This window comes from Paenibacillus sp. J22P143, assembly GCF_059692035.1.
Genome location: NZ_JCAUAQ010000018.1, coordinates 14,207 through 39,843 on the forward strand (window position 1 = coordinate 14,207; position 25,637 = coordinate 39,843).

The window sequence follows — 25,637 nt, forward strand, 5'->3', positions numbered from 1 at the left end:
ATGACGTTGATTTGGCCCACCCTTTGTATCTTACTCGGGTTACTTACCATCGTTCAATTAAGTCACAGAATAAAACAGTCTCGTGAACTTCGCTCTTTACAAGCGAAGCTAACCGACATTCTCGCTAACGAATCGCACGAAAAAGTCCTCCTTCACACCAATTCTTCACAGCTCCAAAGCTTGTTAATCGCCATTAACCGGCTCTTGGATGCGAATCGCAAAGTCAAAGCGGATTACACCCGCATGGAGAACGCCATCAAAAAAATGGTCGCCAACATGTCCCATGATCTGAAAACGCCGCTTACGGTTGTTCTGGGTCTGACAGAAACGCTCGTACATGATCTCTCTGCCAATGATGAGGAACGGAAACGGCTCGCCCTCAAGGTTCACGAAAGAACGCTCGACATTCTTAATCTGACGAATCAATTTTTCGATCTGGCGCGGCTGGAATCAGGAGATCGTCCCGTCCCTTTGTCCAAAATTAATCTAAGTGAAGCCTGTCGGAACGGCATTCTTTTCTATTATGAGCTGATCGAGGCACAAGGACTGGAAGTGGACGTCGCCATTCCAGAGGAGCCGATCTATGCCTACGGCAATACGGAAGCACTCGGACGTGTGCTGCAGAATCTACTCTCCAACGCCATCCGATACGGTCACGACGGCGGTATTGTTGGCATCACGCTGCGGCAAGATGAGGATTATATCTACATCGACATCTGGGATCAAGGCAAGGGCATCGGTGAACGGGATCGTGTGCAAGTATTTGAGCGTCTCTACACACTAGAGGATTCCAGAAATCAGACCTATCAAGGGAGCGGCCTCGGTCTAACCATTACAAAGCGATTGGTTGAACTCATGGAAGGGAACATTTCCCTGCACAGTATTCCTCATGAAAAGACCGTATTCACGGTCCGTTTTCCCCTACTCCGCTTTTGAAAGGAACCTTATCCTATGAGCATCATTCTTCAAACGAAACAGTTGTCTAAAAGATATAAACAGATCGATGTTGTCTCCGGTGTAAACATACAGGTTCGTCGCGGCGAGATCTACGGCTTTCTCGGTCCGAATGGTGCGGGCAAAACGACGGTCATGCGCATGATCACCAATCTGATAACCCCGACAAGCGGGGAAATTGAATTGTTCGGCGCACCCCTTACCCCCCATTCTTACGAAACAATGAAACGGATTGGCAATATTATTGAGTATCCCATCTTCTATGAACATCTGTCCGCCCGCGCTAACTTGGAGCTGCATTGCGAATATATGGGCTATTATGATAAAAAAGCGATTAGCGAAACGCTTGATCTGGTCGGACTGGCTGGTATCGGCAACAAACCAGTGAAGGATTTTTCACTCGGTATGAAGCAAAGGCTTGGTATCGCGAGGGCGATCTGTACGAAGCCGGAGCTGCTCATTCTGGATGAGCCTATCAATGGTATGGATCCGTCGGGGATCCGCGAGATCCGCGATCTGTTTCGCATGCTGAGCAAGGAATTTGGCATGACGTTGCTCATTTCGAGCCATATTTTACAGGAAATTGAGCAATTAGCCGATACCATTGGTGTCATAAACCATGGAAAGCTGCTCGAAGAGGTATCGATGGAGCAAGTCCGTGGACGGCATAATGAGTATATCGAGATTGTCGTATCCGATGTACCTCGAGCTGTTCTTGTGTTGGAGGATAGGCTGGCTATCACCAATTATAAAATCATGGACCGCAACGCCATCCGGATCTATGATCCGAATCTTGCACCTGCCCAGCTGAATCGGTTGTTGGTGCAGCATGAAATCAGCGTCGAGGCGCTGAACAAAAAGACGCGCTCGCTCGAAGACTATTTCCTCGGATTAATCGAAGGAGGAAACCGCGATGCTTTGGAAGCTCATCAAGCTGGAAATTAAGAAAACGAAGTGGCGCGGGTTGTTGCTTAGCTTCGTGATCACCATTCTTGTGCTCACCCTGTGGGTCGTGGGAAGTGACGTGCCGAGTAATGAAGTCAGTAGCTATGACCGTGCCTTTCTGAGCATTATGAATTATGCAGGGATAACGTTTATCATCTTCGCTTCGGTGCTCATGTCCCGTATGGTCATCGACGAGTATCGGAACAAAACGATTACGCTCCTCTTCGCCTACCCTGTACCTCGAAATCTGATTTTCCTAGCGAAGCTGGTCATTATTGGAGCTTGGACCTTTGCCACGGTGTTAATCGCAGACGTCTTCATTCTATCCGTGCTCTTACTCGCCAATTCGCATTACCATTACATCACCGAAACGCTTACTCGTGATCGGCTTTTGGCAGAGGCCATTCGTATACTGATCTTCTCCTTTTTATGCGCGAGTGTATCGATAATTCCGTTGTATTTCGGCATGCTTCGGAAGACAATGCCTGCGCTGATCGTAAGTGCCTTCATTATATCTAACGCTACGATGGTGATTGTCAATAACATATCCGTTGATGTCAGTTACGGTACCTATGTCATGGCAGCCTTGTTGTGCTTCGCGATCGGGGCACTTATGGCTTATGCGGGCGTGCGGAGGAGCCAGTTGTAGGGATGGAGGTTTTCCATTTACGTCTCTATGCATGAGAAAAAGACCATCTTCGCAGAATCTTCGCAGATGGCCTTTTTCTGTATTCACTTACAAATTGATAAGCTCTGCGTATTGCAGCAAACGCTTCAGCATAACAACCATGTTTAGGCGACTAAGCACCTACAAGAAGGTTAGCGCACCACGCCAGCACGAAGTATTCTCACAAAATCCCCCGCCGCCAATGGCTTGCTCAGATAATAGCCCTGCACAGTATTGCATTTGTATTGTTCTAACATGGTGTATTGTTTCTCCGTTTCAACACCCTCAGCCACTACCTTTAGTTTCAAAATATGGGCCATCGCAATAATTGCTTGCACAATTGCCGCATTATCCTCTGAGTTCGTTATGTCATTGATAAATGATCTATCGATCTTCAATGTATCAATGGGCAATTGCTTTAAATAACCGAACGAAGAGTATCCTGTCCCAAAATCATCAATCGCAATTCCAACCCCTAACTCTTTTAAAGTTATTAGCTTCTCTATGATTAGATCGACGTTATTCATTGCTTTACTCTCTGTAATTTCGAAGTCCAGATATCGTGCATCGAGTCCTGTATCATCCAACACCAACTCGACCATTTCAACAAAATTTTCCTGCCTCAACTGTACCATGGACAGATTAACGGCAATCGTCAATTCAGGCATCTCTTTCATTTGCCACTCTTTACATTGCTCACAAGCTGTACGTAATACCCATTGACCGATCGGAATAATTAACCCCGTTTCTTCCGCTAAGGGAATGAAATCTGCGGGGGAAACGAAGCCTAATTCAGGATGCTGCCAACGGATTAACGCTTCAGCTCCTGTAATTTCTCCTGAGATCACATCGATCTTAGGTTGATAATGGACAACAAATTGATTATTTTCTAACGCTTTGCGAAGATCATTTTCCATTTTTAGCTTCTGATGAATCTGAACTCCCATCGTTTCGTTAAAGAATTGATAGGTGTTTTTCCCCTTTTCTTTGGCACGGTACATGGCCGTATCTGCATGTTTAATCAAGATATCCACTTGATCGCCACTCATCGGAAATAAGCTTATACCAATGCTCGGGGTGACATATAATTGATAATCTTCTAATCTGAAAGGTTGGGAAAATACATTGAAAATAGCCTGGATCGCTTGGTCTAGTTCTTCACGCGTAAGACCCGCTAGAATAATCGTGAATTCATCGCCACCCTGCCGCGAAACCGTAGCCTGTTTACTAAGGCATCCTTTAATTCGCTCAGCTACATGCTGCAGCAGCATATCACCAATACTATGTCCAAGCGTGTCGTTGATAAGTTTGAATCGATCTAGATCCATATAAAGAACAGCAATATTACTATTGTTCCGCTTTGCTGCCTCTAAGGCAAGGTGTAGTCGGCTTTTGAACAATCTTTGGTTCGGCAGACCCGTTAATGAATCATGATAAGCCATATATTTGATGATTTTCGTATTCATGCGCGTAAAAGCAATGAATGTCGAAATCGCAAAAATGATAACAGCAATAGCACTAGGGAATAATCTGCTTCTCTCAAATAAATTTAAGATTCCTATGCCATAACCAACGGCTATAACAGAAGAAAAAACGAATAGAAACGTACGTTTATTCACATCAGTTATTTTCAGACTTATGGCAATACAAGATATTAAACTAATCATAAAAAACACCAAATTCACTTGATAAAACCCTGCCCAGGGGCCGTTAGTCGGAAACATAAAATCACTAAAGTTGTCCGTTTTCACAAGGTAAAAATCTTGGATCCCTAGCTTCGTCCAACCGATGAGATACACAAGGAATGCCCAAACAAATGCGATATAGACCATTTTCTTACTAACAGCTACACGAATCCATCGGGATTTCTGGCTATCACTCACCTCACTAGCCATGCTATATGCCACATAAATCAAGGCCGGTGTAAGCATGATCGAACCAAAACGGAAGAGTCGAAATAAAAACTCCACGACGGTTTCAGACAAGATATGATGGGCGTACAAAAAGACGGTATCTAACTCCCACATAGAAGCGAAAAATAAAAACAAAAAGATTGCTCTCGCCATCTTTGTTTTCTCGAACATAAATAAAATGGTTAAACCAACGATAAGCGGCATTAAAGTAATGATAAAAAGTAATAACAAAAACATAAATTCACCTCTCAGTCATTCTTGGTGACGAATAAGCAAGTATTATTGCCTCCATATCCGTGGGTTGTAATAGCTACACTTTCAATGTTCCGATACTCGGTATCAAGCACAATGGGCAGATCCTCGAATCCTTCCGCATTGGTTTTAATCGTCGGAGGTATAAAGCCGTATTCCAGACTCAATAGCGCAGAAATAACTTGAATGACGCCCATCGATCCAAACGTATGTCCTGTCATCCCTTTAATGGATGTAATCGGTACCGATTGACCAAATAAAGTGTTATGCACAATACTTTCAATCCTGTCATTCACCTTTAGTCCGAGAGCTTGGCTATTCACATAGGATGGCGTCTGTCCGCCCAGTGCCTCTTTAAGTGCTTGTAACATATTCTGTCCCGTTTCATCGCTTTGCAAAAGAGATGTGCCATCATTACAAGAAGCAGCTCCTTTGATCACACCATACATAGATGCCTTTCTGGCTTTCGCTTCCTTTTCACGTTCTAATATAAGAATTCCGGCCCCTTCGGCCATGACAAATCCTTGATGCGTATTAGAAAAGGGTACACCCGTTTCATGAACATCGACATCCGGCGCGATCCCTTGGATTTTTAAAAATCCCATCATACTCCAACTCGTAATGGCCGCATCCGAACCACCGACCACACAAACATCCGCCATCCCGCTTTCTAGGAGCAATTTCCCCATCGTGATCGCATCCGAACTCGATGTGCACCCCGTAGAAATTGTGTAGACCTGGCCCTTAATATCCAAATGATGAGCCACCGCTGACGATAAGCTATGCATATTAACGATTGCCACGCTTTGAATGGGTATTTTCTCAAAGACGGCGCCGCCTGCGGAATGTTCTTCAATTTCCGATATGCCGCCTGCGGAAGATCCCACAATCACTGCAATACGAAGGGAACCCCTGTCTGCAAAGCCGGCCATCTCCATCGCATCATCAGCCGCCGCCATGGCAAAGCGAACCAATCTTGGATACCGTTTCAGATTTTTCCCGCGGATCACTTTAAAATCATTTTCGATAACACCACACACAAAGTCTAAATCCTTCAACTCGCTCTTAACCACTTTATGCGTGCATATGCCATGTTCCAAAACAGTCTTGAATTGCATTTTATTATCAATATGAGGGGCCTTGATACCATAACCCGTTATCACTACATTATCCACTTGGAATCCTCCGAAAAGCATATATTATCATCAAATGATGTATATATAAAATTCGCTAGTTTCTTACAAAATCCTACTTAAATCATTAAAATTATTCGCATTTACCAGTGACAGCGCTCTCAATAATGGGCGGTCCTACGAGCATTTTCGACATTTGGGACTTGAGCCCTATGAAAAGTGAACCTTTTGGCTCACATCAAGAAATAGAGCACCACTAGGGGGTGCTCTATGCTATCTAAAAAGAGAAATTACGCAGCCACATCTCGCTTCGTGAACACGAGCCACGCTGTTACATTGAATACGATGAAATAGATGCTAAGCATCATAATGGAGAATTCCATGGTCATCCCTTTCTGATATGGACTTCCACTTAGATACTGTGATAGATCAATATTAGAAAACAGCAAGTACTTGCTCCATTCATACGGGTGCAAGATCTCCATGAAGATCGCTCCCGCAAACAGCAAAAAGATGGAGAAGCCAATCGCCATGATACTGCTGCGGAAGGCAGAAGAAATCATGAAGGCCATGGTGACGAAAATAATGGTGGATACGCCATTAAGCAGATACGTTTTCCACAGGTTAGCGACCATATTTTTCTCTATAATTTGGCCTGCTGCATCAATGGTCACTAGAGGGAGGTCTATCAGCCCAAACTTATACAGAATCCCGTTCACTAGAATCGACACGATGAACAGAATGACCAACAAGAACAACCCAAACATAATCATTGACAAATATTTGGAAATTAAAATTTTCGTTCGATTCGCCGGTCGAATCAATAGCAGCTTGATGGTCCCAGTCGTGAATTCGCCGGCTAAGCTATCCCCCGCAACAATAACGGTGAACAAGGTGATCAAAATAATCAACTGCGCCGAACCGTTAATTCCGCTCCACATGGTCCCCCCTTCCGGGTGTATATCATGGTCGAGGTGGTAGTCATATCTTGAGATCTGCTTTTCGATGTTTGCCCTGCTCTCCGCACTCCGTTTCGGCTCCTTCAGCGCATCTGTGAGTTCCTGCTTCTGCTCAATCACATGATCCCGCCACGCATCATTCTCTCCTGATTTATCATCATAGTACCAATCCATGAAGCTGCCCAGGAAGACGGCACCAATCATGATGCCGACCATGATCCATGTACGCACACGGCGATAGAGCTTCATATTTTCATTCAGTATTAAATTAACCAACTTGCTCACCCCCTGTCATTTCTAAGAACCGGTCTTCTAAGGATTGTCGCAGCACTTGGACACCATAGATGCGAACATCTCTGCGCATGAGATCAGCAAGGATGTCAGGTATACAGTCTCGCTCTGTAATGATTTCCACGCCCTCGGGAACGATCTTCACATCTTTAACGCCAGCCATACCAACGATAGCCGCGTGAACCAGTTCCGCAGGTGAGGCTTCAATTAAATAGGTTTGCGTCCCATCCTTCGAATCTGCCATGAAATCTTGAATCGTCTTCACATCGACAAGCTTGCCTTGCTGCAGGATCGCAACACGATCACACATCAGCTCCATTTCGGTTAACAAATGGCTGGAAACGATAACCGTGATCCCTTCGGAACGCGTTAAATATCGCAAATAATCGCGCAGCTCGCGTATCCCTGCTGGATCAAGCCCGTTCGTCGGCTCGTCCAAAATGAGAAGTGACGGCCTATGCAGCAACGCCTGAGCGACACCCAAACGCTGGCGCATGCCTAGTGAGTACTTTTTCACTTTGTCATGAATCCGTGTCTCCAGCTTCACGAGTTTGACCACTTCGTCGATCCGTTCCTTCGATACCCCAGGTACCATGCGCGCATAATGAATTAAGTTATGATAGCCGCTCAAATATTTGTACATCTCCGGATTCTCGACAATCGCGCCCACATGGCGGATCGCTTGCTCGAATTCATTTTTGATGTTCTTACCTTTAATGATAATTTCTCCCTGCGTGATCGACATTAAGCCAACCATCATACGGATCGTTGTCGTCTTTCCTGCCCCATTTGGCCCCAGAAATCCAAATATTTCACCTTGCGGTACGTCAAACGTCAAATTATCAATGAGTGTTGTACGTCCAATTCGCTTCGTAACACCTCGTAGGCTTACGATTGGTTCACTGCTCATGAGATAGCCTCCTTGTCGATTCTTCTAAATTTGAGAACTCGTTTACTTGACTTGAATGAGGATGTCGGCTGATCGCACCTTAGCCTCCACTTTCCATTTCCCAGAACCCACTTGACCTTTCAGTCGTTTTTCATAGTCGTTATTGTTGTCTGCTTCCTGCTTAATGATAGGCAGCGGAAGAAGTGTTTGGATGCTTCCCCCACTCACTGCTGCATCCAGCGCATAACCTTCGGATTCTGCCAAAATGAAGCTGATCTCTCCTGCTTCCGATATAACGCGGGTGTCGCCTTGAATCTGGTCAAATTGAAGATCTGAAGCGTAGTTATTGACGTCTACGGAGCCAACAATTTGACGGAGGTACATAGCACCGTACTTCGTATTGCCTGTGACTTTCCCTAGGACGTCGGATACATGCGTTTGACCTGATTTCGTAGTGAGAACCAAATTACCTTTGGTGTGGTCCATATTCGTTTTACTGGCGTTGTTCGTTAGATTAATTTCTCCGGAAATGTCCGTCACATAGAGACTTCCATAACTGGATTTCACCGAAATATCTCCTTGGACATGTGCAATTTCCATGATTCCGCTGGAGGAGGAGGCTTCGACATCCCCATTAATCCCACTGATGCGCACGGCGCCATTCTCATTCGTAATGTTCACCTTCGTGGCATCGGGGATATACAGCACATAATCGATGGATATATCGTCGGGGTCAATGATCTTGCCATTTGCCATCGTGACGAAGGTTACTTGTCCATTCTGGACTTGCTCTTCCACGGTGACGGCATCTCGTCTACGATTAGCTGCCTCTATACTCGCAGCTGATGCTGTCACGGTGTACTGTAACCGAATTGCCCGAGACTCCGATCGTAAGACTGTTATTTTGCCCCCAAGACTTGCTAGAAGCACTTCCTTGACCTCTGGCTTATTGATTTCTGACTGAAGCTGCGCTGTTGCCGTTACAGCTCGCTTCGCCCCCATAAAGGCATCCGTCTTCTCTTCATTCACGAATTGCTCACTATACGTTCGAAAAACATCTTCCTTGCCGAAGGACACATCCAGAATCGAGAGTAAGAACAGAATCGCAACAGAGGTGAGAAGAAACCTTCTTTTTTGCCGAAAAGACATCTTCATACCTCCACTTCTTTCTCGAAAATAAAACCATTCAGCGCTATTAATCCTATGCAGAGTAAGCCAAGCACAATAAAGGGGCCTGAATGTAGGAAAGCCACATCTAAATCCTGATGTCCAATGACGATATCTGGTGTCCATGCCAGCAGGTCGGATAACAGCGGGCTGACTCGAAGGACCAACCAGCTGATGCCAAAAAATGCGCTAAGCATCACCAACCATTTGAACTTGGCAACGAGCTGCCCACATAGGAATGTGAACTGTACGACAATTAACAGGAATGTGATGACGAAAAGGCTCATCCAGATGGTGTTCCCCGCCAGACTAACTAGGCTGGGACCGATCTCAGACCAATCCTCGCTTGTGACAACTTCATCCCACATCACACGTAGTAATAAAATCGCAAAGCTGGCTCCAATCCATATCGCCGTTGCAATGAGCAAAGCTAGCACCGCCGCCAGCTTGGCCGTTAGCACCTTCCACCCTCGAATAGGTAAGGACAGCAGGAGATAAATCGAGTTCGTTCTCCACTCCACATGGAGCTGATAGTGACCTGTACCAATCGCTAAGACAGCTAGTAGTAAATACGGAAAAAAGATGGATAGCGCTGCAGCCGAATCGATATCCAAAGCAGCATTTTTGTATAATAGAATCACGTGCAGGGCGACGACGGCCACTGCGAAAAAACCGAATAGGGGGAAAATACTTTTTACTTCTTTCTTGAATAGGTTCCAGAGTGCCATCTACCCGTACACCTTCTCCCATATGTTCTCTAACGAACAAGCGTACGTCTCGCGCAAATTTTCGGTGGAGTCGAATATCGTAATTTGGCCATTCTGCAGAAAAATAACATCGTCGAACATAGGCTCAGATTCATTCACGGAATGGGTAGAAAGCACAATCGTCTGCTCTTCGGATTGGAACTCGCTAATAATCGAGCGAATAATTTTGGCCCTCGAGGATGGGTCGATGCCCGAGAATGGCTCGTCCAGCAGAATAAGCGGAACCTTGCGCGACAACGCCACGATCAACTTCAGTCGAGCACGCATCCCTTTGGACAGATTCCGAACCTTCTGGTTCTCATCGAGCTCCATTTTAAGCAACATTTCCGCCGACTTCTCTTCCTGCCAATCCTTGTAGAACCCGGAGATAAAGCGCAACGTTTCTTTCACCGTCATCCATCCGTAGAGATGGTCAATCTCAGGTAAGTAGGCCACCTGCTGCTTGTTGTGTACATCAGGCTTCCTGCCGTTCACAAGGATGCTGCCTGATGTGGGATAAATCATACCGGCCATCATCTTGAGCAATGTTGACTTCCCACTGCCATTAGGCCCGAGTAAGCCAACAATCGTGCCTTTCTTGATTTGAAGATCGATGCCGCGTATCGCTTGCTTTAATAAATATTTCTTTTGAATTGCTGTGAGCTCGATCATGTACGGATTCTCTTCGTTGGACACGGTCTATCCCTCCTTACGTTCTTTATGTAATGTATCGCGGAGCCTTTGCGCCATTTCGTCTGGCTCAATGCCCAACCCGCGCATTTCTTCGATAAATTGATGAACCGCAGCCTGCGCCATTTCAGAGCGAATCAATAGGAGCATCGCCGGATCATTCTTGATAAAAGTACCCTGACCTCGTAACGTCTCCGTCAAACCCACCCGCTCCATCTCTTGGTAAGCACGCATCACCGTATTGGGATTCACTTGTGAAATTTGTGCCCGCTCCTTGTGGGACGGGATTTTATCGCCTGGCGAGAGCTCGCCTCTGGCCAAAGCCTTCTTAACCTCATCCACCATCTGCAAATAAATCGGTTTCGGGCTATTAAAATTAAGTTGCACGGTCCTACCCTCCTCTACACCGCAAACCAGTGCACTATTGAACTAGTGCACTATAAGAATATTTATATTGGTGTGGATTGTCAATGACTATTTATTGGACATGGAACAAAAGGGGGAGGAAAGCCCTCCTGGATGGGCGGCGATAAGGCCAGCGAAATGCACCAAACATAGCTTTAACGCCCATTTTTACGGGCCTTATTGCAGCCGATTATGCCAATTTGCTAATCTAGGTTTCCAAAAGAAAAGCTGCCCCACCAAGTAGACCATGCTACTTGTAGGACAGCTCTTAAAACCCCTATGCAATTACTGCGCTGCTCTTTGCGGACGTTGTCCGCCACCTTGAGGCGGCATTCCGCCTCCACCCTGCCCGCGGCCACCGCCGCCAGGGCCGCCCATCATCCCGCTTCTAGCCTCGGTTACGCCAGTTTCGGACAACCATGTGATGAGTGTCGACGTTTTGAAGTCGACGATCTTTGTTCCGCCTTGATACGTACCGCCGTCATAAAGACCTTTCGTGGCGGTGCCTGTCGAGGAGCCTCCCGAGCTCAGCGTGTACGAGGCGTCCTGCTTCAGCTTCGGTGAGCTGACGAACACGGACTGATAGTTCTTCGCAGGCGCAAAAGTGATAATCGTGTTACCTGAGTTATCTTCGAGATGAACCAGTGCACCAGCTTGCTGGGTCTTGGTGTACGTCATGAGGACGCCAGCTTGCGTCGACTTGTCAGACGTGGCTTGCACCATGCCGGAGCTTCCCGCGGCTACGAGGAAGCCGCCTGTCATCACGAACGTGCCGTCGTAGTCGAGGGAACCGTTGTTGTTCTCGGTCGGTCCGTTGACGATGACCGTACCGCCGCTCATTGTAACGGAGCCGTTCGAGTCCAATCCGTCACCCTTCGAGTCGACGGTTAAGGTGCCGCCAGTAATCGTCAGCATGTTGCTCGAATTTGTGCCGGATGCACCTGGCGCGCCGCCTCCACCTTCAGCGGACTCAGCGCTGTTAGAGACATTCACACCGTCATCCGTAGAGACGACGCTGGTTTTACCGCCAGAGATCACAATCGCAGGCGCCTCGATCCCTTCATTGCTTTGGGCAATATCAATCGTGCCTCCTGCGATCGCAAGGGAAACCTCAGCGTGAATGCCATCGTCGCCAGCGTTAATACGAAGATCCCCGCCACTTACATCAAGTCCGCCGCTGCTATGCACCGCATCCTCGCCGGATTTGATGGTAAACGATCCGCCCGCAAGGCTGATGTAGCCTTCGGATCCCTCTGTATCGTTCGACGTTTTGATACCGTGTCCACCTGCATCGATGGTCAAGGTACCCGCTTGAACAGCTACCAAATCGCGGCCCATAATACCATCATCAACAGCTTTAACCTCCAACTTTCCTCCCGTGATTCTCAGCTTATCCTTGCTGGTGATCCCGTTGTTGTAGTTCCCTTTCACAACGAGCTTCCCTGTTCCGTTAATGGTTAGATTATCCTTACTGAAGATCGCCGAGTTAGGCTCGTCCGTCGCAGCATCGGGATACACATACTTGGTTCCATCCGAGACTAAGTTCTCTGTCCCCTCTTGTAAGCTGATGATCGTCTTGCCTGCCTCTTCAACATAGATCGCCGAACTCGTGCTATTCGAGATCTCCGCTCCGTTCAAAACTAAGCGAACAACGCCCTTATCCTTCACATTGACCATTATTTGACCATCTGTCAATTTACCACTCACGACATACGTTCCAGCTGTCGTAATCGTAATCTTACCATCCTTCGCCGTCGCTCCCTCACCCTCGATTGTTGCGCTAGTACCCGTCAACGCAATCTTCGTCGAACTCGCAGAAGCCCAATCCGTGTAGGCATCTTCCGCCTTATACTCGACCTTCTGGATGACATCCGTGGTCGTTACTTTTCCACTTGAAGCAGCCCCAGTTGTCGTTGCAACAGATTTAGCCTCCGTAATAGTGGATGCTAGTTCAGTCGTTTCATTGCATGCTGCTAATACAACAGCACATAATAACAGGACACTTGCGCCTTTCATATTTAACGGTTTTTTCATAGGATATCTTCCTCTCTCATTTTCGTATTTCTAAAATTCAGTCGCTGTAGGGCTCATCGTTAATGTGATATCTAAATTCCCGTTTCTGCATCTAATCGCGTCTAGGAATTCTTTCTGACTCGTGAGATGATCAATCGTTACTAAGTAAACGAGTTCATATAGGCTACCTAGCTCGGTTGTTCGTACCTTTTTCAATTCATAGGCAATGTCGAACATCTTGAAAACCTCGTCAAATGCTTCCTCATACCCCAGGTTCTCTGGAATCGTCACTTTTAATAACTTCTGTGTTGCTTTCTTGGCGCCAAAGTTGGTCACTTTCAGGACAAACATCAATACGCAAAGTACAAGTGTGAATAATACCGCATAACCAAACGATCCAACGCCGCAGGCAAGACCGGCCGCCATCGTGAACAGGACGAACGAGATATCTTTCGGATCACCAGGCGCACTTCGGAACCGAATGATCGAGAAAGCACCAGCTAAACTAAAAGCTCTAGCAATGTTGCTGCCGATAAGCAGAATAATGATGGCCACAATGACCGGCAACACGACCATCGTTAGTGTGAAGCTCTGTGTGTAACCCGTCTGTGTCTTCATATAGGTGAAGCTGATAATACCTCCTAGTGCAATGGCAATAATTATCGTTAAAAGTGCATTCGTTAGTGTTAGTTCTGTGCCTGCTGTGACTTGTGCAAATAATGAATCTATCATAAATGGATCCGCTCCCCCGCTAGTTGTTCATTTCGCATTTTCTTGTATTCATTGCCGTATTTCGAAAAGCTAGTCCGAAACATCTGAAGCTCGGACAGCATCTTCGACAGCCAGAGCGGAATCGTTTTCTCCGCCTTCACTTCCATCAGCCATTGCCCGCGGCCCATCAGTTGTTCCCCATAATCGCCGCTCTCCAGCTTGAGATCGTAGCGTCTTGAACGGATATTCGTGTCGAACGTGATCCGCAAATCTCGGTTATTTTTGCAAAACATCGCAATCCGGTCATACGCTAGATACACCTTCGGCTCCAAGTCATAGCGTCCCAAGAAATATTTGATCTCTTGAATCACCTGCTTGTTCATGTATGGCTGCAATTCCGGCTCGACGCCTGTTCGTACAAACGCATAGGATTCATTCAGCTTCAGCGCTGTTCTTCTTTTATTCACAAGCCCGAACACCTTCTTCTTCAGCTCCAGATACACTTTCGCGTCTTCTTCTGGAACGCCGTAAGCTCTAATTCGCAGCTTTTCCCGGTATTTCGGCTTGGCCAAACTATTTCGAATCAATGAATCATGCTCGGTATCGAAGTAAATGTTACTGATCGAATAAAATTGATCGTTCTTGTTGTAGGCGTCCATTTCCATATATGCGAGTAGTCGATTATAGATCGTGTAGAAAGCTTTCGAATCCATCAAATACTTATTTTCATATCGATTAAATACTTCAATCGCCATTCAGGTGTGCCTCCTTCTCGTTCATGTTGCGTGTTGCTCGCTGTTCCATGACTGTATCTTAGCCCTCGAACCTTTAGTGAAACTTAAATGCGAAATGATTTATGTTTTTTTCGTAAATCCATACGTAGTGCTACTATTAAGGTTGATTAAAGGTTCGCAGGTCTATAATGAAGTCATGCCATTCGAAAGCACCATGAGGGCGCTAAGGGGGAAACGAGAATGAGGATTCTAATCGTAGAAGATGAGGTACATTTAGCAGAAGCTTTATCCCAAATTTTAAAAAAACACAATTACTCCGTTGACGCCGTTCATGATGGCCAATCTGGGCTGGATAACGCGTTAAGCGGTATATATGACCTTCTATTGCTCGACATTATGCTGCCTGAGATGGACGGGATCACGTTATTGAAGACGCTGCGCGCCAAAGGGATCTCAACACCGGTGATTTTGCTTACGGCCAAGGGTGAAATTTCGGATAAAATAACAGGATTGGATTACGGCGCCGATGATTATGTGGCCAAACCGTTCTCAACGGAAGAACTGCTAGCTCGGATACGCGCGGCGTTAAGACGCAAGGGCGAGGTCGTGCCGGAGGATGCATTAAAGTTCGGAGACATCGAGTTGCATACGGGAAATCTCAAGCTGACGTGCAAGGGGAAGGAACTGAAGCTGATTTTAAAAGAAAGCGAGCTCCTGGAGCTATTAATGACGAGGAAGAATGCGGTAACATCGAAGGAACAGATCATCGAGAAGCTATGGGGCTTCGATTCTGAAGTGGAGCATAACAACGTGGAGGTTTATATCTCTTTTTTACGTAAAAAAATCGCCTTCTTACAATCATCTGTCCGAATTAATACGCTTAGAGGCGTCGGATACGTGTTGGAGGTGACCGCTTAATGTTCAGCAAGCTTCGCAACCGATTTCTGATCGTCAATCTGGTGATCATTTCTTGCATCATGCTCTTATCCTTCGCTACGATCTATTTCATTACTTATCAAAATGTACGGGCAGACATCGATATGGAGCTGCACCGCGTCTCGGACTTTTACCTGAAGCCGGATGGCAAAAAGGGAAATCCGAAGCTCGGACCTGATGGAGGACATCCTCCGCAAGATGCCAAAGGGTATATGGACTCGCCGCCCGAGCGATCGGTCTCTTTCCAGCTGCAAACTGACGAGCAGTGGGAGATCACGGCGACGAACTCCCGATTTGACATGGACACAGCGTTCTACGAGCTCGCTATTAAGAAAGCTGCCGCGAGCAAATCGGATATCGGTCAATTCACACTCGATGGCAACCGTTGGGCATATATGGTGCAAAAGAATGGTGCAGGGTATGGCGTCGTCTATCTCGACGTGACGGCTCAGCATAGCATCCTTACAAATCTCGTGTATACGTTCACGCTCGTCGGATTGGTGATGCTAATTGTCATCTTCTTTACGAGCCGCTATTTCGCCAACCGCTCGATCGCGCCGGTCCGAGAAGCATTTCAGAAACAGAAGCAATTCATCGCGGATGCCTCTCATGAATTGAAGACACCGTTAGCGGTCATCAATACTAATGCGGATGTTCTTTTGGCCAACAGCGAAGATACGATTGAAAGCCAATCGAAATGGCTGCACCGTATCAAATCCGAGACAGAACGCATGAAGACGCTCACCAACGATCTTCTCTATCTCACGGAAATGGACGATTCCAGGGCAGGCATTCTGTACAGCGACTTCAATGTGAGTGAATCTGTTGAAAGCGTCCTTCTCACGATGGAAGCCGTTGTGTTCGAGAAGGATATTTCACTGGACTATGACATTGAGCCTAACCTTACTCTTCACGGCAACAGTGAGCAAATTAAGCAAGTCGTCATGATTCTCTTGGACAATGCAATCAAATACACGCAACCGAAGGGCGCAATTTCGCTTACCTTCAAGAAGCATCATAACGATACGCTTCTCACGGTGACGAATACAGGAGAAGGCATTCCGCCTGAGCATGTAGAGCGGATCTTCGACCGCTTCTACCGCGCGGATCCATCTCGTTCACGCAAGCATGGCGATTATGGGCTGGGATTAGCTATAGCGAGGTCAATCGTTGAACAGCATAAGGGGAAAATAACTGCGAAAAGCGTGCTGAATGAGACGACGTCGTTTTATGTGCAGCTTCCTTGATGAGTTGAAAAAATGTTGTTTTTTCACATCTCGGGAGCTAACACGAAACACAATAACAGCCAATTTCTAGCTGCAAAATGATCCTGACTTCAACTCCGAATATGTAAAACAAGGTTCATTTCGAATGATTGTGACCGTCAACAATCCGGATGCCCTGTTCGAGCAGGCGCTATCCGCTGGGGCAGCCGAAATTGCTCCGATGAATGAAGGCCTTGAGAAGCTGCACCAGCAGTACACCCGGATTACGGACCAGATCATCACGATTGCTGGTATTACCGAAGAGAACATGGCGTCCATCCAAGAAATGTCCGCTAGCATGACGACACAGGACAGCCGAATTAGCGACATTCTGGAAAGCTTCCTTCAGTTGGACAAGCTCACTTCCGATCTTAATCGGATGACGAAGGGATAAACTCTGGCATGTCTACGCGGCCATGAACAGCTAGTAAAAAGTCCACGCCTCTGAAGATGAGGCGTGGACTTATTTTTACTTAGGGATATGCTCATGCGTGATGGAACATTTATTCTGAATAAATTGGATCTGGTTTTCAAGCCGATTGCGCTGCTCTTCCGGGCCTTGGAACTGTTCAAGTTCCTGTATTAAATTGTGCAAATCATCTCCGGCATTCGCGCAATCATAATTACTTTCTACATTTTCGAGCATATTCCAGCCTCCTCATGTATCGATCCAAGCTATTTTCCACCCTTATTGCTGCTCTGGTCCTGTGTTCGCGTGGTTGTATTTTTTCTGGATTGCCCTTGCTGTTTGTGACCTGACATGTTACTCACACTCCTTGAAATGTAGGTTTTAGATAGTGCGAGTTTATTATAAGCAGTTGGCCGAATTTGATACCTCTTATTGCATTCCTGAACTGGTCGTAAAAAAGCAACAATTGTTCTTACCTCTCATTTTAGCTTCGTACATCGCTTGGTCAGCACGCTGCAGTAAGGTTTTCCCTTCCGATCCGTCATTGGGATAGATAGCAACACCGATACTCGCTGTAACATGAATCTCCATGCCGTCTACTTCGCGCAAATCTTGGATCGTTTGAATAATGCTCTGAGCGATTTCTTCTAGCTGTTCCTTACTATCAATGATCTCAAGTAGTACGATGAACTCATCACCGGCCCATCTTGCACACACGCCGCGATTCCCTACACACAATTGTAGGATATTGGCGACTTCCTGCAGCAGCCGATCCCCCATTTCATGCCCTAACGTGTCATTGACCTTCTTAAATCCATCCAAATCCATAAAGAATACAGAAAATGTTGCAATACTGTCTTTCGCCCGCTCCAATGCTTCCATTAGCCGCTCACCCAGATATCTCCGGTTAGGGAGTCCTGTCAACTCGTCGTAATAAACCATACGCACTTCATCCGTCCGGTTATGAAATCCGAATAAATGGCCATGGAGCATCCCATCGGCTTCATCTGCCAGCGGACTGACATAACACTCATAATATCTGGTCTTTTCTCCACTCGTAACGGTTGAAATTCGCTCACGAAAAGGTTGCAGCCCTTTGAAATAATTCTCAATAACGCTAGCCAATGTTCCATGCGCAGCCTTCATGTTTACACAGTAATCCGCTAGCTTCTGGCCGTTCAATAGGGGTCTTTCAAATAACTGCTCGAAGCGGCGATTCGCAAAAACGACATTCCCCTGAACGTCGCACATCACGATCGCCTCATGGCTTGATTCGAGCATGCGTTCGATGATCTCGTTTTGTTTGGCAATTTTCCGTTCCGCCAGTTGGCTTTCACCAAATAATATTTTATATTTGCTTTCGCTTTCGGCCACTTTACGGTACAGTTCCGTCATGCTTACATACATTTTAGTAAATTCATAAATCATGCCCAGCAAGACCGCATTCGCACATACGAACGTGTTCCATTTGGCCACATACCAGCCGATACTGAACCTGCCCCCGCCACAAAGGACAATGGCTACGTCAAGTAATGACGCAAGTAGAGCGACACAAAGCCAAGCCGCGGTCACTGTACTGCCTCTCGTCATCCTGTAAAATAGCACCAGGACAATAACGCTGAACAACACAATCGGCAATCCAAGTCCATAGGTGAACAACGGTTTAAGATTTCCATTTTGAAATATAATCGGCATCTGATCATGAAAATACGTTGAAATCGCGGTAAACCCGCCAATTAGAAGGATTACGGCTAACACGGCCAGCACCGCTACATTTCGGGCCATCTGTGAACTTAGCTGCACATCTTTACATTTATATTCAAGCAGTATATATCCGAAAATCGCTAACGGGAACCCTGCGTGCCAGAATAAATAGAGCCAAGGCGCTGTCTGAGTGCCCGCATGAAACAAGCCGGACGGAGCAAATATGCCTGGGAAGGTCAACAAATACATCAAACTCATCCCGCCCGAGAAGAGATACCCCGCAGCAAGCACGATCACGGAAGGCGAGCGACTGATCCGAAATTGACTATACAACACATAAGCGGTAATCAGCTCAAAGCAAATGACCGTCGAAAAGATCGCCGGTTGATAGGCTTGTAATTCCGATAGCTTTTCTCGAGCAAACGGTATGGATAGCAATGAAATAAAACAAACGATAGCGCCAATGATGAAGGCAAATCTCCGCTGTGAACGATTCGCAGGCATGTTTAATAGGTTATGTACTGCGATTTTAGAAGCTTGAGTTAGGGTCATTTAGGCCTCCAAATAGAATCGTTTTTTTACATGATTCGACAAAATATTGCGATCTCCTTTCGTAAAAGACATCATCCCTACTAATTTTCTTATCCAAGTGTGTGTACCGCAAAAAGGCATAAGAAAAGACCACCCTGTAGAGTAAGGATGGTCTTCCTTGTTTCACTAGCGAAGCCCTTTATTAGTGCGTTTGTCCCTGATCGCTCAAGTCCTCCGTCGAGGATACCTCGCAAGCCTGATTAGCCGCTGCCTCGAACTCTGCCTCATTACTCGAACCCAGCTTGTCGCCATACTGGTCAAGTCTGCCCGGCTTCCCTGCTGGGCCGTCATTGTCCGGCTTATTGTTTCTTCCGCTCACATGATCACCTCTTAGTTTTAATGGTTGTTGCCAGACGCATTGCCTTGGCATACCAATTAGTGTGTCTCAATTGGCTCCAAACCATCCTCGCTCGGCTCAGTTTGCGATTAGCCGCCATTCAGGGTATTCATCCAGGTAGCCGTATTGGCTCAACTCTTTTAACGAATTTCGAATACTATGCTCGTCCTCGCCGGATTGGCTCGTTAATTCCAGTAAGTCATGTAAATGAATATGCGGGTTCTCTTTGCAAAAGATAAGCAAACCCTTCGCCGCCCAGGAGAGGCGGTCATCTTGGAAATCACCAACCATCCGGCGAAACAATTTATGCGGAAGAACTTTCAGTTCTACCAGGTCTTGCAACGCCTTCATCGTCTGCTTGTCCGTCATTCGGCCAAGTATGGAAATCTCAGATAGCTCAGGGAAATTTGACTCGGAGCCAAAGCTTTTCAAAATCATATAGACCATTTGAGAACATAAATCTAAGCCTGGTTGACGAAAAATATCAACCGAAAGTGTAAAATTACGTGTTCCCTCGTTTGCCTGCCCGTTAGACATTTCGATGTCCCCCTTTTCATTATGATCGGAGTTCACCCCACTCAATTATTTCCTACATCAGCTTACCGGCATTACGGCCGGCTTGCCGAAATATGTCTTCCAAACTGAAGTTCTTCTGGCTGTTAGAAACTGGGGTATCCATAGATTCCTGGTCTTCCATAGGTGCTGCGAAGTAAATAGCCTCATCTACGAATGATCCGATGACATGATGTGAAGTGTCTTCATGATCCAGCTTCACAATCAATTGTTCCTGAAGGATGTGCCTTGTCAAAATATCCATAATGCCATGACTAAACATCCCTTCAGCTTTCAACCGATTCATATACGCAATGACCTCTGGCGGTGTTTCAGTCGGGATATATAGCGTCACATCCTTACCTGGAGAAACTAAAACAGTCGATCTCCGTTTCTTCAAGCCGATCCGCTCCCACCCTCAGATCCTCTCTCGGATTCCATGGTTGCCGCTGCTTCATTATCCGTTTGTTTCAGGGCATGCTCCAATAGGAAGAAGGTACCGCGAGCATTGCGAAATTGGCTGAACTCGGAATGATCGAAACGAAGTGGCAAGCCTAATTCGGCATTTAATTTCTCGATCCACGGTTGAAGTACGATCGCACCGCCTCCAATAAACCAAAACTCATTAGCATAGCGAACATGCTTCCATGAGTTACGCGCGTATTTTAACACTTTCTCGGCTAGGATCCGCATGTGTCGGTTGACAAGGCTTGTCATGTCAAAAGCAACTTTACCTTCGGCGTATATTTCATACTCCTTGTTAACGAGCATGAGTGTCAGTTCCGCCGTGCTGGAGATTAACTCCTCACCTTGGGCATTGATCTCATTACGTATGCTTTCCAAGGCATCATTCAAGTAGATTTTGGCACCTGTTGAATGCCGTTGATCCAGATCAAGCCCTGGTCTGAAAAACGCGATATCCATATCGACACCGCCAACATCGGCTATCCCAAAGCCTTTATGTGACAACTGTGACTTGGAAGTGGCCTCCATGTCATAAACACCTGACACATCATCAATGCTAATATCCGATGGCAGTGTAAACTCCATCTCTACCGTTACCCCTTTAAATACGGGGGTCGTAACAAACGTGATGGAATGGACGCCTCCTGTTATTTTATGTGCAAATTCTTCGCTAAATTTCGTGATCTCTCTGATGGGAAGTCCCGTTCCTAATTGTACCGTAGCCTTAATGCGCTTCTTTCCGCGCTTAATGGCATCCCCATTCTTCATAGCAATGGCATATGCCGCAGCCGTTAAGAGGGTAACCATCGTTTCAGGCCGCTGCGCCTTCTTTTGTACAGCTTTATCTCCTACAATCTCATGAACGATACCTTCGTCGCCAATTGCCAAATTTCCAACGTAGACATGACGGTATTGCTCCGTATCAATCGAGGGCGATGTAATCTGCACATCTAAGAAATCCAAGGGATCTCCTTGTTCCATCAACAAGAAGCGCTCCCCAAACGGTTGTGCGACCACATTAGGGAAAATAAAGCTGTTGTTCAAATCGTCATATATGCCTTTAATATGACTGCTGCCATTATCGATGGACAAGTGAATGGTTGTGGTAAGAATATCCTGTTTGGCCATGTCTATTTCCTCTCCCAACCTATTGAGATACTATACTAGATTCGCAATGTTGGGCTGATTTAGGAGGGTTATTAGGAATTTTTAACAATTTTGATTTAGCAGAGGAAATCAAGTTTAAGGTTTAAAGTTTAAACTTTAGCGTTTAAATGCTGGCGTTTAAAGTTTGAAGTTTAAGATTGATTAAAGGTTCCTATACAGGCTAGCCAATCGGGATTGGCAGGCTTTCAAATCGGAACCATCCAAAATCAAAATGGCTTCCTGGCAGGAAGATAAAGGTCACTTTCTGCATGCCTGTTTTTTGCTCTAATGCAAATACTTGCTCTTCATAGCCATCCGACTGTGTAAAATCAACGAGTTGAACACTTTCACCTTCATCCGTAGCGAATCGGATATGCATTGTATTCTTATCAATTGGTGATCTGCCACAAATGACAAGCTTCGCAGCGCCTTCACTTGTAAAATCCATTTGTTCAAATTCTAGTGAAACATTATTTCCGATACCTTCAATGCGATTCTCCATTATTGTGAACGTATCCCCATAGATGCGATCGCACTCCGTAGCAAGATTTTGCTCAAAGGCTCTACTCTTATGGTCAAATGAGAAGCCCTTGATATGTACCTTCTGATGTAGGACGAAGCAAAGCGAAGTAATACCGCGAAGCCTTTTGGATAAGCGATACGTTTCCTCTTGATACACGTTCCATTTGGATTCCTTTTGATAAGTAACATCTGCTAGCAGCGCGCTGCCCTCTTCATCTGGCATTCCTTCCCAAATCTGCATGGCGTACTTCTCGCTAGTTAAAGCGAAAATGGACGTCGTAATCGTATCCGAGCCATACGCACCGAAGTCGATTTCACGAAAGCCGACTTGCGTTTCACCATCTCGACTAGTAGCAACGCCTCTCTCATTGCCGTTACTCACTTCGCCTTTCTTATAATCAAAGAGCCCTGCGGATATAAATGCATAGGGATCCTTATAGGCTGTGCCGAGGCCAACTGCTTTAAATTCTAGCTGTGATATCAGCTTGGTCTTGTCCGTGCCATTCTTGCTCATGCAACGAATTCGAAATTCCCCATCACCTAAAGCGGTGATCTTCGCTTCATGACCAAATGCTTCTACGCTAGCAATGTTGGAGACGATTCCAGCATCATTGACAACACGCCACTCTACTTCTCGATAGGACGTATTCTCGGGAAATAAGTTGGCCCGTACGACCATCACTTGTCGGGAGGGATCGAACAGTTGCCCCGAATCGCTTAGGATCTCAATCTTGCGAAGCGGTATTTCCTCATCATTTCCCACGACACATGGCAGATCTCGGTTACTCGTAAAAGCGGAAGTCCCCGCTATGGTCCCAGCCCCATCTGTTACTGGAAGTGATTCAAACTCAGCGTTCTGGCTTTCACAACCTAGGGAAGACACGTCAATCCGAATTTTTCCAGGCTCCAGTGTTGCCCCTATAATGGCCATGAGTTTGCCGCTGAACAATCTTCTGCTTCTCCCTTTATACGGATCATAGTCGGTACTATCGCCGTTATCTAGGCCTATCAAACGACCCGCTCCCGTAACATCCACACGCACGCGATTATTCGCATTCGCTACAGGATGGCCCGCTTCATCTTCCATCATTATTTCTACAAAAATTAAATCCATACCGTTGGAGATCAGTCTCTCCTTATCCGCATGCAAACCAATCTTCTTTGCATCTCCAAAGGACTTGATGACATCCGTCGCAATCACTTCACCTGTTTCATCGTAGGCGATCGCAGTTAATTCTCCTTTGGTATAAGGAATTTTCCACCAGCCAACGAGTTGAGTTCCCTTCACATGGTCAATTTCATGCGTGCCAACGGTAACACCGTTGCATTGCAGCTCAATTCTCGGTGCATTCGAGCACACCCGGACATCAATCTGTTGACCTTCATTGAAATCCCAATAGGGGAATATATGAATCATCGGTTTCTTTTTATAATCGGTCCATGCCGCTTGATAGATATAATAGGAGTCTTTTTTAAACGTAGCCGTATCAATCTGTCCAAAATAAGAATTCTTCGTATGATAAGGGGTTGGTTCACCAATATAATCAAAGCCCGTCCATATGAATTGGCCTAGGGAGAACGGTGTACGTCTTTCCGCTAGAATACAAGCTTCTGCCGACTTAGCCCCCCAGCTCGTTGAGCTGTTCCCTAGTGCCGAACATTGCTCGTCATCGTCAGCAAGAATGGATCTTTCAAATGGGAAATGATAGATACCTCTACTTTGTACGACCGAGGCCGTCTCGCTGCCATAGATGATCCAATCTGGATGCTCCTCATGGTGCTTCTGATAGTATTTCTCTGCATAATTATAGCCTGCAACCTTCACGATATCCGCGCACTTCTGAGCGTTCTCCCACGGCATATAGTTCGAGCCAATGGTCACTCTAGCGTTTTGCTTCGGATCGTACTTAAGCACTTCATCCATCAGCATTTGCGTTACTTCTTGCCCTCTCACATCCGCATGTGTATCATAAATCTCGTTGCCAATGCTCCACATCAGCAAACTCGGACGATTGCGATCCCGCATGACCCAACTTTTCACATCGATAGCAGCCCATTCCTTAAAAAATCGTGCGTAATCATAAGGTGTTTTGGATCTTTCCCACATGTCAAAAGCTTCCGATACCACTAGCAGCCCCATCTCGTCTGCCAAATCCATCAATTCGACCGCAGGCATATTGTGAGCGGTTCGAATAGCGTTAACGCCCATTTCCTTCAAAATCACAAACCTTCTTCTCAGAGCTTCCTTATTGAACGCGGCTCCTAAAGCTCCCAAATCATGATGCTCACAGACACCGTTTAGCTTCATGGATGTGCCATTTAACTTCAGACCCTGCTGGGGGTCAAATGTGATTTCTCGAAACCCGATATGTTGCGTTATCGTTTCAAGGATGCTCGAATCTGCCTCAACTAGCTGTAATTGCGTTACAACCTGGTACAAATGAGGTTCCTCCGTGCTCCATACAAGCGGCTCTTGCACCACTAGCCTCTGGCAATGACAGGAGCTAGGGACGCCCCCTGCAACAACTTTTTCTGAAGCCGATGCGATAATTTGATCCTTGTATAAAAGAGTATGAGAGATATGTACATCGTCAAAGATGTTCATTTCTGCCTCGATATCTACCTGCCAACCATCTTCATCCCGTTGCGTTGATATGTAAATGCCATCCGTTTCAATATGAGTGCGATCCCTGGTCTTAAGCCACACATTCCGATAGATGCCTGCTCCCGAGTACCATCTGCTATTGGGGCTTTGGTGCACCACTTTGACCAGAATCACATTCTCCCCGTCAACAAGCGCCTCTGTCATCTCATGCTCAAAAGAAGAATACCCATTCTTCCATTCTCCAATAAACTGGCCATTCACATAGACGGAAGAATCCATATAAACACCATCGAAACATAGGAGGATCTGCATGGCTTCTTTCGTACTGATGAATCGCTTGCGATACCAACCAATGCTATTTTCATAAAGATCTAATGTTTGATAAATTAGCCAATCATGAGGTAGATCAACCGGTTCAAATGTCAGGGCAGTGCTTTCAGTAACGTCTAGGCTGCTCTTGGCGAATTCCCACCCGTCATTAAACAGTGTTTTCTTATTCATTGTTGGTGTGCTCGCTTTCTTTGCGTTTTTGATACTAATTATAACAATGGCATACCCGAACATAACTGTAAAAACTATAGATAAACACCGTTGAATTAAACAAAAAAGACCCATTGCGGGGTCTTTTTTGCGGTA

The 25,637-nt window shown here is 46.1% G+C and carries 24 protein-coding genes; 6 read left to right on the top strand and 18 right to left on the bottom strand.

Annotation, left to right across the window (positions count from 1 at the left end; genetic code table 11):
* Genes AC58PQ_RS20785 through AC58PQ_RS20795 form a run of 3 tightly spaced genes read left to right on the top strand, consistent with a single transcriptional unit; the run spans window position 1 to window position 2,548 of the window.
* Window positions 1–936 carry a sensor histidine kinase gene (locus AC58PQ_RS20785; RefSeq protein ID WP_497244881.1) on the top strand — a complete coding sequence of 312 codons (936 nt, stop codon included), beginning with the start codon at window positions 1–3 and terminating at the stop codon, window positions 934–936.
* 15 nt (window positions 937–951) lie between these two features.
* Entirely contained in the window at window positions 952–1,899 is a 948-nt protein-coding gene (locus tag AC58PQ_RS20790; RefSeq protein WP_497244883.1) for an ABC transporter ATP-binding protein, read from the top strand.
* A complete protein-coding gene (locus AC58PQ_RS20795) occupies window positions 1,868–2,548 on the top strand; it encodes an ABC transporter permease (RefSeq protein WP_497244885.1) in 681 nt (226 codons plus the stop codon). Before AC58PQ_RS20790 ends, AC58PQ_RS20795 begins: the two co-directional genes overlap by 32 nt.
* Before the next feature lie 170 nt (window positions 2,549–2,718).
* On the opposite strand, the gene AC58PQ_RS20800 is transcribed toward AC58PQ_RS20795, so the two are convergent.
* The 11 genes from AC58PQ_RS20800 to AC58PQ_RS20850 form a co-directional block, all read right to left on the bottom strand.
* Window positions 2,719–4,716 (bottom strand): putative bifunctional diguanylate cyclase/phosphodiesterase, encoded by a 1,998-nt coding sequence (locus AC58PQ_RS20800; protein ID WP_497244887.1) that lies wholly within the window; start codon window positions 4,714–4,716, stop codon window positions 2,719–2,721.
* A gap of 11 nt (window positions 4,717–4,727) precedes the next feature.
* A complete protein-coding gene (locus AC58PQ_RS20805) occupies window positions 4,728–5,906 on the bottom strand; it encodes a beta-ketoacyl synthase N-terminal-like domain-containing protein (RefSeq protein WP_497244889.1) in 1,179 nt (392 codons plus the stop codon).
* Window positions 5,907–6,154: 248 nt separating this feature from the next.
* Complete coding sequence (locus AC58PQ_RS20810) at window positions 6,155–7,099, bottom strand: ABC transporter permease (RefSeq protein WP_497244891.1); 945 nt, start codon at window positions 7,097–7,099, stop codon at window positions 6,155–6,157.
* Window positions 7,092–8,024 (bottom strand): ABC transporter ATP-binding protein, encoded by a 933-nt coding sequence (locus tag AC58PQ_RS20815; protein ID WP_497244893.1) that lies wholly within the window; start codon window positions 8,022–8,024, stop codon window positions 7,092–7,094. Before AC58PQ_RS20815 ends, AC58PQ_RS20810 begins: the two co-directional genes overlap by 8 nt.
* Window positions 8,025–8,066: 42 nt before the next feature.
* Complete coding sequence (locus AC58PQ_RS20820) at window positions 8,067–9,152, bottom strand: DUF4097 family beta strand repeat-containing protein (protein WP_497244895.1); 1,086 nt, start codon at window positions 9,150–9,152, stop codon at window positions 8,067–8,069.
* A gap of 2 nt (window positions 9,153–9,154) precedes the next feature.
* A complete protein-coding gene (locus AC58PQ_RS20825) occupies window positions 9,155–9,898 on the bottom strand; it encodes a hypothetical protein (protein ID WP_497244897.1) in 744 nt (247 codons plus the stop codon).
* Window positions 9,899–10,612 (bottom strand): ABC transporter ATP-binding protein, encoded by a 714-nt coding sequence (locus AC58PQ_RS20830; protein WP_497244899.1) that lies wholly within the window; start codon window positions 10,610–10,612, stop codon window positions 9,899–9,901. It abuts the gene before it with no gap.
* Between the two features lie 3 nt (window positions 10,613–10,615).
* Window positions 10,616–10,993, bottom strand: a complete 378-nt coding sequence (locus AC58PQ_RS20835; protein WP_497244901.1) for a GntR family transcriptional regulator — start codon at window positions 10,991–10,993, stop codon at window positions 10,616–10,618.
* 303 nt (window positions 10,994–11,296) lie between these two features.
* The gene (locus AC58PQ_RS20840; protein WP_497244903.1) at window positions 11,297–13,045 is read right to left on the bottom strand and encodes a carbohydrate-binding domain-containing protein; all 1,749 of its coding nucleotides are present in this window, start codon (window positions 13,043–13,045) and stop codon (window positions 11,297–11,299) included.
* A 30-nt stretch (window positions 13,046–13,075) separates the two neighbouring features.
* A complete protein-coding gene (locus AC58PQ_RS20845) occupies window positions 13,076–13,756 on the bottom strand; it encodes a DUF4956 domain-containing protein (RefSeq protein WP_497244905.1) in 681 nt (226 codons plus the stop codon).
* Window positions 13,753–14,490, bottom strand: coding sequence for a polyphosphate polymerase domain-containing protein (locus tag AC58PQ_RS20850; protein ID WP_497244907.1), 738 nt, complete (start codon window positions 14,488–14,490; stop codon window positions 13,753–13,755). Before AC58PQ_RS20850 ends, AC58PQ_RS20845 begins: the two co-directional genes overlap by 4 nt.
* 219 nt (window positions 14,491–14,709) lie before the next feature.
* Between AC58PQ_RS20850 and AC58PQ_RS20855 the strand changes: the two genes are divergently transcribed.
* From AC58PQ_RS20855 to AC58PQ_RS20865, 3 genes are all read left to right on the top strand, one after another.
* Window positions 14,710–15,387 (top strand): response regulator transcription factor, encoded by a 678-nt coding sequence (locus AC58PQ_RS20855; protein WP_497244909.1) that lies wholly within the window; start codon window positions 14,710–14,712, stop codon window positions 15,385–15,387.
* Entirely contained in the window at window positions 15,387–16,652 is a 1,266-nt protein-coding gene (locus tag AC58PQ_RS20860) for a sensor histidine kinase (RefSeq protein WP_497244911.1), read from the top strand. The genes AC58PQ_RS20855 and AC58PQ_RS20860 overlap by 1 nt, the downstream gene beginning before the upstream one ends.
* Window positions 16,653–16,776: 124 nt before the next feature.
* On the top strand, window positions 16,777–17,064 hold the full coding sequence (locus tag AC58PQ_RS20865; protein ID WP_497244913.1) for a hypothetical protein: 288 nt from the start codon (window positions 16,777–16,779) through the stop codon (window positions 17,062–17,064).
* A 75-nt stretch (window positions 17,065–17,139) separates the two neighbouring features.
* Here the strand turns inward: AC58PQ_RS20865 and AC58PQ_RS20870 are convergent, their stop codons facing one another.
* The 7 genes from AC58PQ_RS20870 to AC58PQ_RS20900 form a co-directional block, all read right to left on the bottom strand.
* Window positions 17,140–17,316, bottom strand: a complete 177-nt coding sequence (locus tag AC58PQ_RS20870; protein ID WP_477588138.1) for a DUF2524 domain-containing protein — start codon at window positions 17,314–17,316, stop codon at window positions 17,140–17,142.
* Between the two features lie 192 nt (window positions 17,317–17,508).
* The gene (locus AC58PQ_RS20875) at window positions 17,509–19,335 is read right to left on the bottom strand and encodes a diguanylate cyclase domain-containing protein (RefSeq protein ID WP_497244915.1); all 1,827 of its coding nucleotides are present in this window, start codon (window positions 19,333–19,335) and stop codon (window positions 17,509–17,511) included.
* 181 nt (window positions 19,336–19,516) lie between these two features.
* On the bottom strand, window positions 19,517–19,693 hold the full coding sequence (locus AC58PQ_RS20880) for a hypothetical protein (protein ID WP_477588136.1): 177 nt from the start codon (window positions 19,691–19,693) through the stop codon (window positions 19,517–19,519).
* Between the two features lie 96 nt (window positions 19,694–19,789).
* Window positions 19,790–20,248: a hypothetical protein gene (locus AC58PQ_RS20885; RefSeq protein WP_497244917.1), complete on the bottom strand. Its 459-nt coding sequence runs from the start codon at window positions 20,246–20,248 to the stop codon at window positions 19,790–19,792.
* 52 nt (window positions 20,249–20,300) lie between these two features.
* Window positions 20,301–20,663, bottom strand: coding sequence for a hypothetical protein (locus AC58PQ_RS20890; protein WP_497244919.1), 363 nt, complete (start codon window positions 20,661–20,663; stop codon window positions 20,301–20,303).
* Window positions 20,660–21,856, bottom strand: coding sequence for an Alp7A family actin-like protein (locus AC58PQ_RS20895; RefSeq protein ID WP_497244921.1), 1,197 nt, complete (start codon window positions 21,854–21,856; stop codon window positions 20,660–20,662). Before AC58PQ_RS20895 ends, AC58PQ_RS20890 begins: the two co-directional genes overlap by 4 nt.
* Before the next feature lie 199 nt (window positions 21,857–22,055).
* The gene (locus AC58PQ_RS20900; RefSeq protein WP_497244923.1) at window positions 22,056–25,502 is read right to left on the bottom strand and encodes a glycoside hydrolase family 2 TIM barrel-domain containing protein; all 3,447 of its coding nucleotides are present in this window, start codon (window positions 25,500–25,502) and stop codon (window positions 22,056–22,058) included.
* Window positions 25,503–25,637 lie beyond the last annotated feature (135 nt).

Coding starts and splice junctions, on each gene's coding strand:
- AC58PQ_RS20785 (WP_497244881.1), top strand. CDS start 1: ATGACGTTGATTTGGCCCACCCTTTGTATCTTACTCGGGTTACTTACC.
- AC58PQ_RS20825 (WP_497244897.1), bottom strand. CDS start 9,898: ATGGCACTCTGGAACCTATTCAAGAAAGAAGTAAAAAGTATTTTCCCC.
- AC58PQ_RS20860 (WP_497244911.1), top strand. CDS start 15,387: ATGTTCAGCAAGCTTCGCAACCGATTTCTGATCGTCAATCTGGTGATC.
- AC58PQ_RS20875 (WP_497244915.1), bottom strand. CDS start 19,335: ATGACCCTAACTCAAGCTTCTAAAATCGCAGTACATAACCTATTAAAC.
- AC58PQ_RS20800 (WP_497244887.1), bottom strand. CDS start 4,716: ATGTTTTTGTTATTACTTTTTATCATTACTTTAATGCCGCTTATCGTT.
- AC58PQ_RS20870 (WP_477588138.1), bottom strand. CDS start 17,316: ATGCTCGAAAATGTAGAAAGTAATTATGATTGCGCGAATGCCGGAGAT.
- AC58PQ_RS20845 (WP_497244905.1), bottom strand. CDS start 13,756: ATGATAGATTCATTATTTGCACAAGTCACAGCAGGCACAGAACTAACA.
- AC58PQ_RS20855 (WP_497244909.1), top strand. CDS start 14,710: ATGAGGATTCTAATCGTAGAAGATGAGGTACATTTAGCAGAAGCTTTA.
- AC58PQ_RS20840 (WP_497244903.1), bottom strand. CDS start 13,045: ATGAAAAAACCGTTAAATATGAAAGGCGCAAGTGTCCTGTTATTATGT.
- AC58PQ_RS20885 (WP_497244917.1), bottom strand. CDS start 20,248: ATGTCTAACGGGCAGGCAAACGAGGGAACACGTAATTTTACACTTTCG.
- AC58PQ_RS20900 (WP_497244923.1), bottom strand. CDS start 25,502: ATGAATAAGAAAACACTGTTTAATGACGGGTGGGAATTCGCCAAGAGC.
- AC58PQ_RS20850 (WP_497244907.1), bottom strand. CDS start 14,490: ATGGCGATTGAAGTATTTAATCGATATGAAAATAAGTATTTGATGGAT.
- AC58PQ_RS20815 (WP_497244893.1), bottom strand. CDS start 8,024: ATGAGCAGTGAACCAATCGTAAGCCTACGAGGTGTTACGAAGCGAATT.
- AC58PQ_RS20820 (WP_497244895.1), bottom strand. CDS start 9,152: ATGTCTTTTCGGCAAAAAAGAAGGTTTCTTCTCACCTCTGTTGCGATT.
- AC58PQ_RS20790 (WP_497244883.1), top strand. CDS start 952: ATGAGCATCATTCTTCAAACGAAACAGTTGTCTAAAAGATATAAACAG.
- AC58PQ_RS20795 (WP_497244885.1), top strand. CDS start 1,868: ATGCTTTGGAAGCTCATCAAGCTGGAAATTAAGAAAACGAAGTGGCGC.
- AC58PQ_RS20865 (WP_497244913.1), top strand. CDS start 16,777: ATGATTGTGACCGTCAACAATCCGGATGCCCTGTTCGAGCAGGCGCTA.
- AC58PQ_RS20895 (WP_497244921.1), bottom strand. CDS start 21,856: ATGGCCAAACAGGATATTCTTACCACAACCATTCACTTGTCCATCGAT.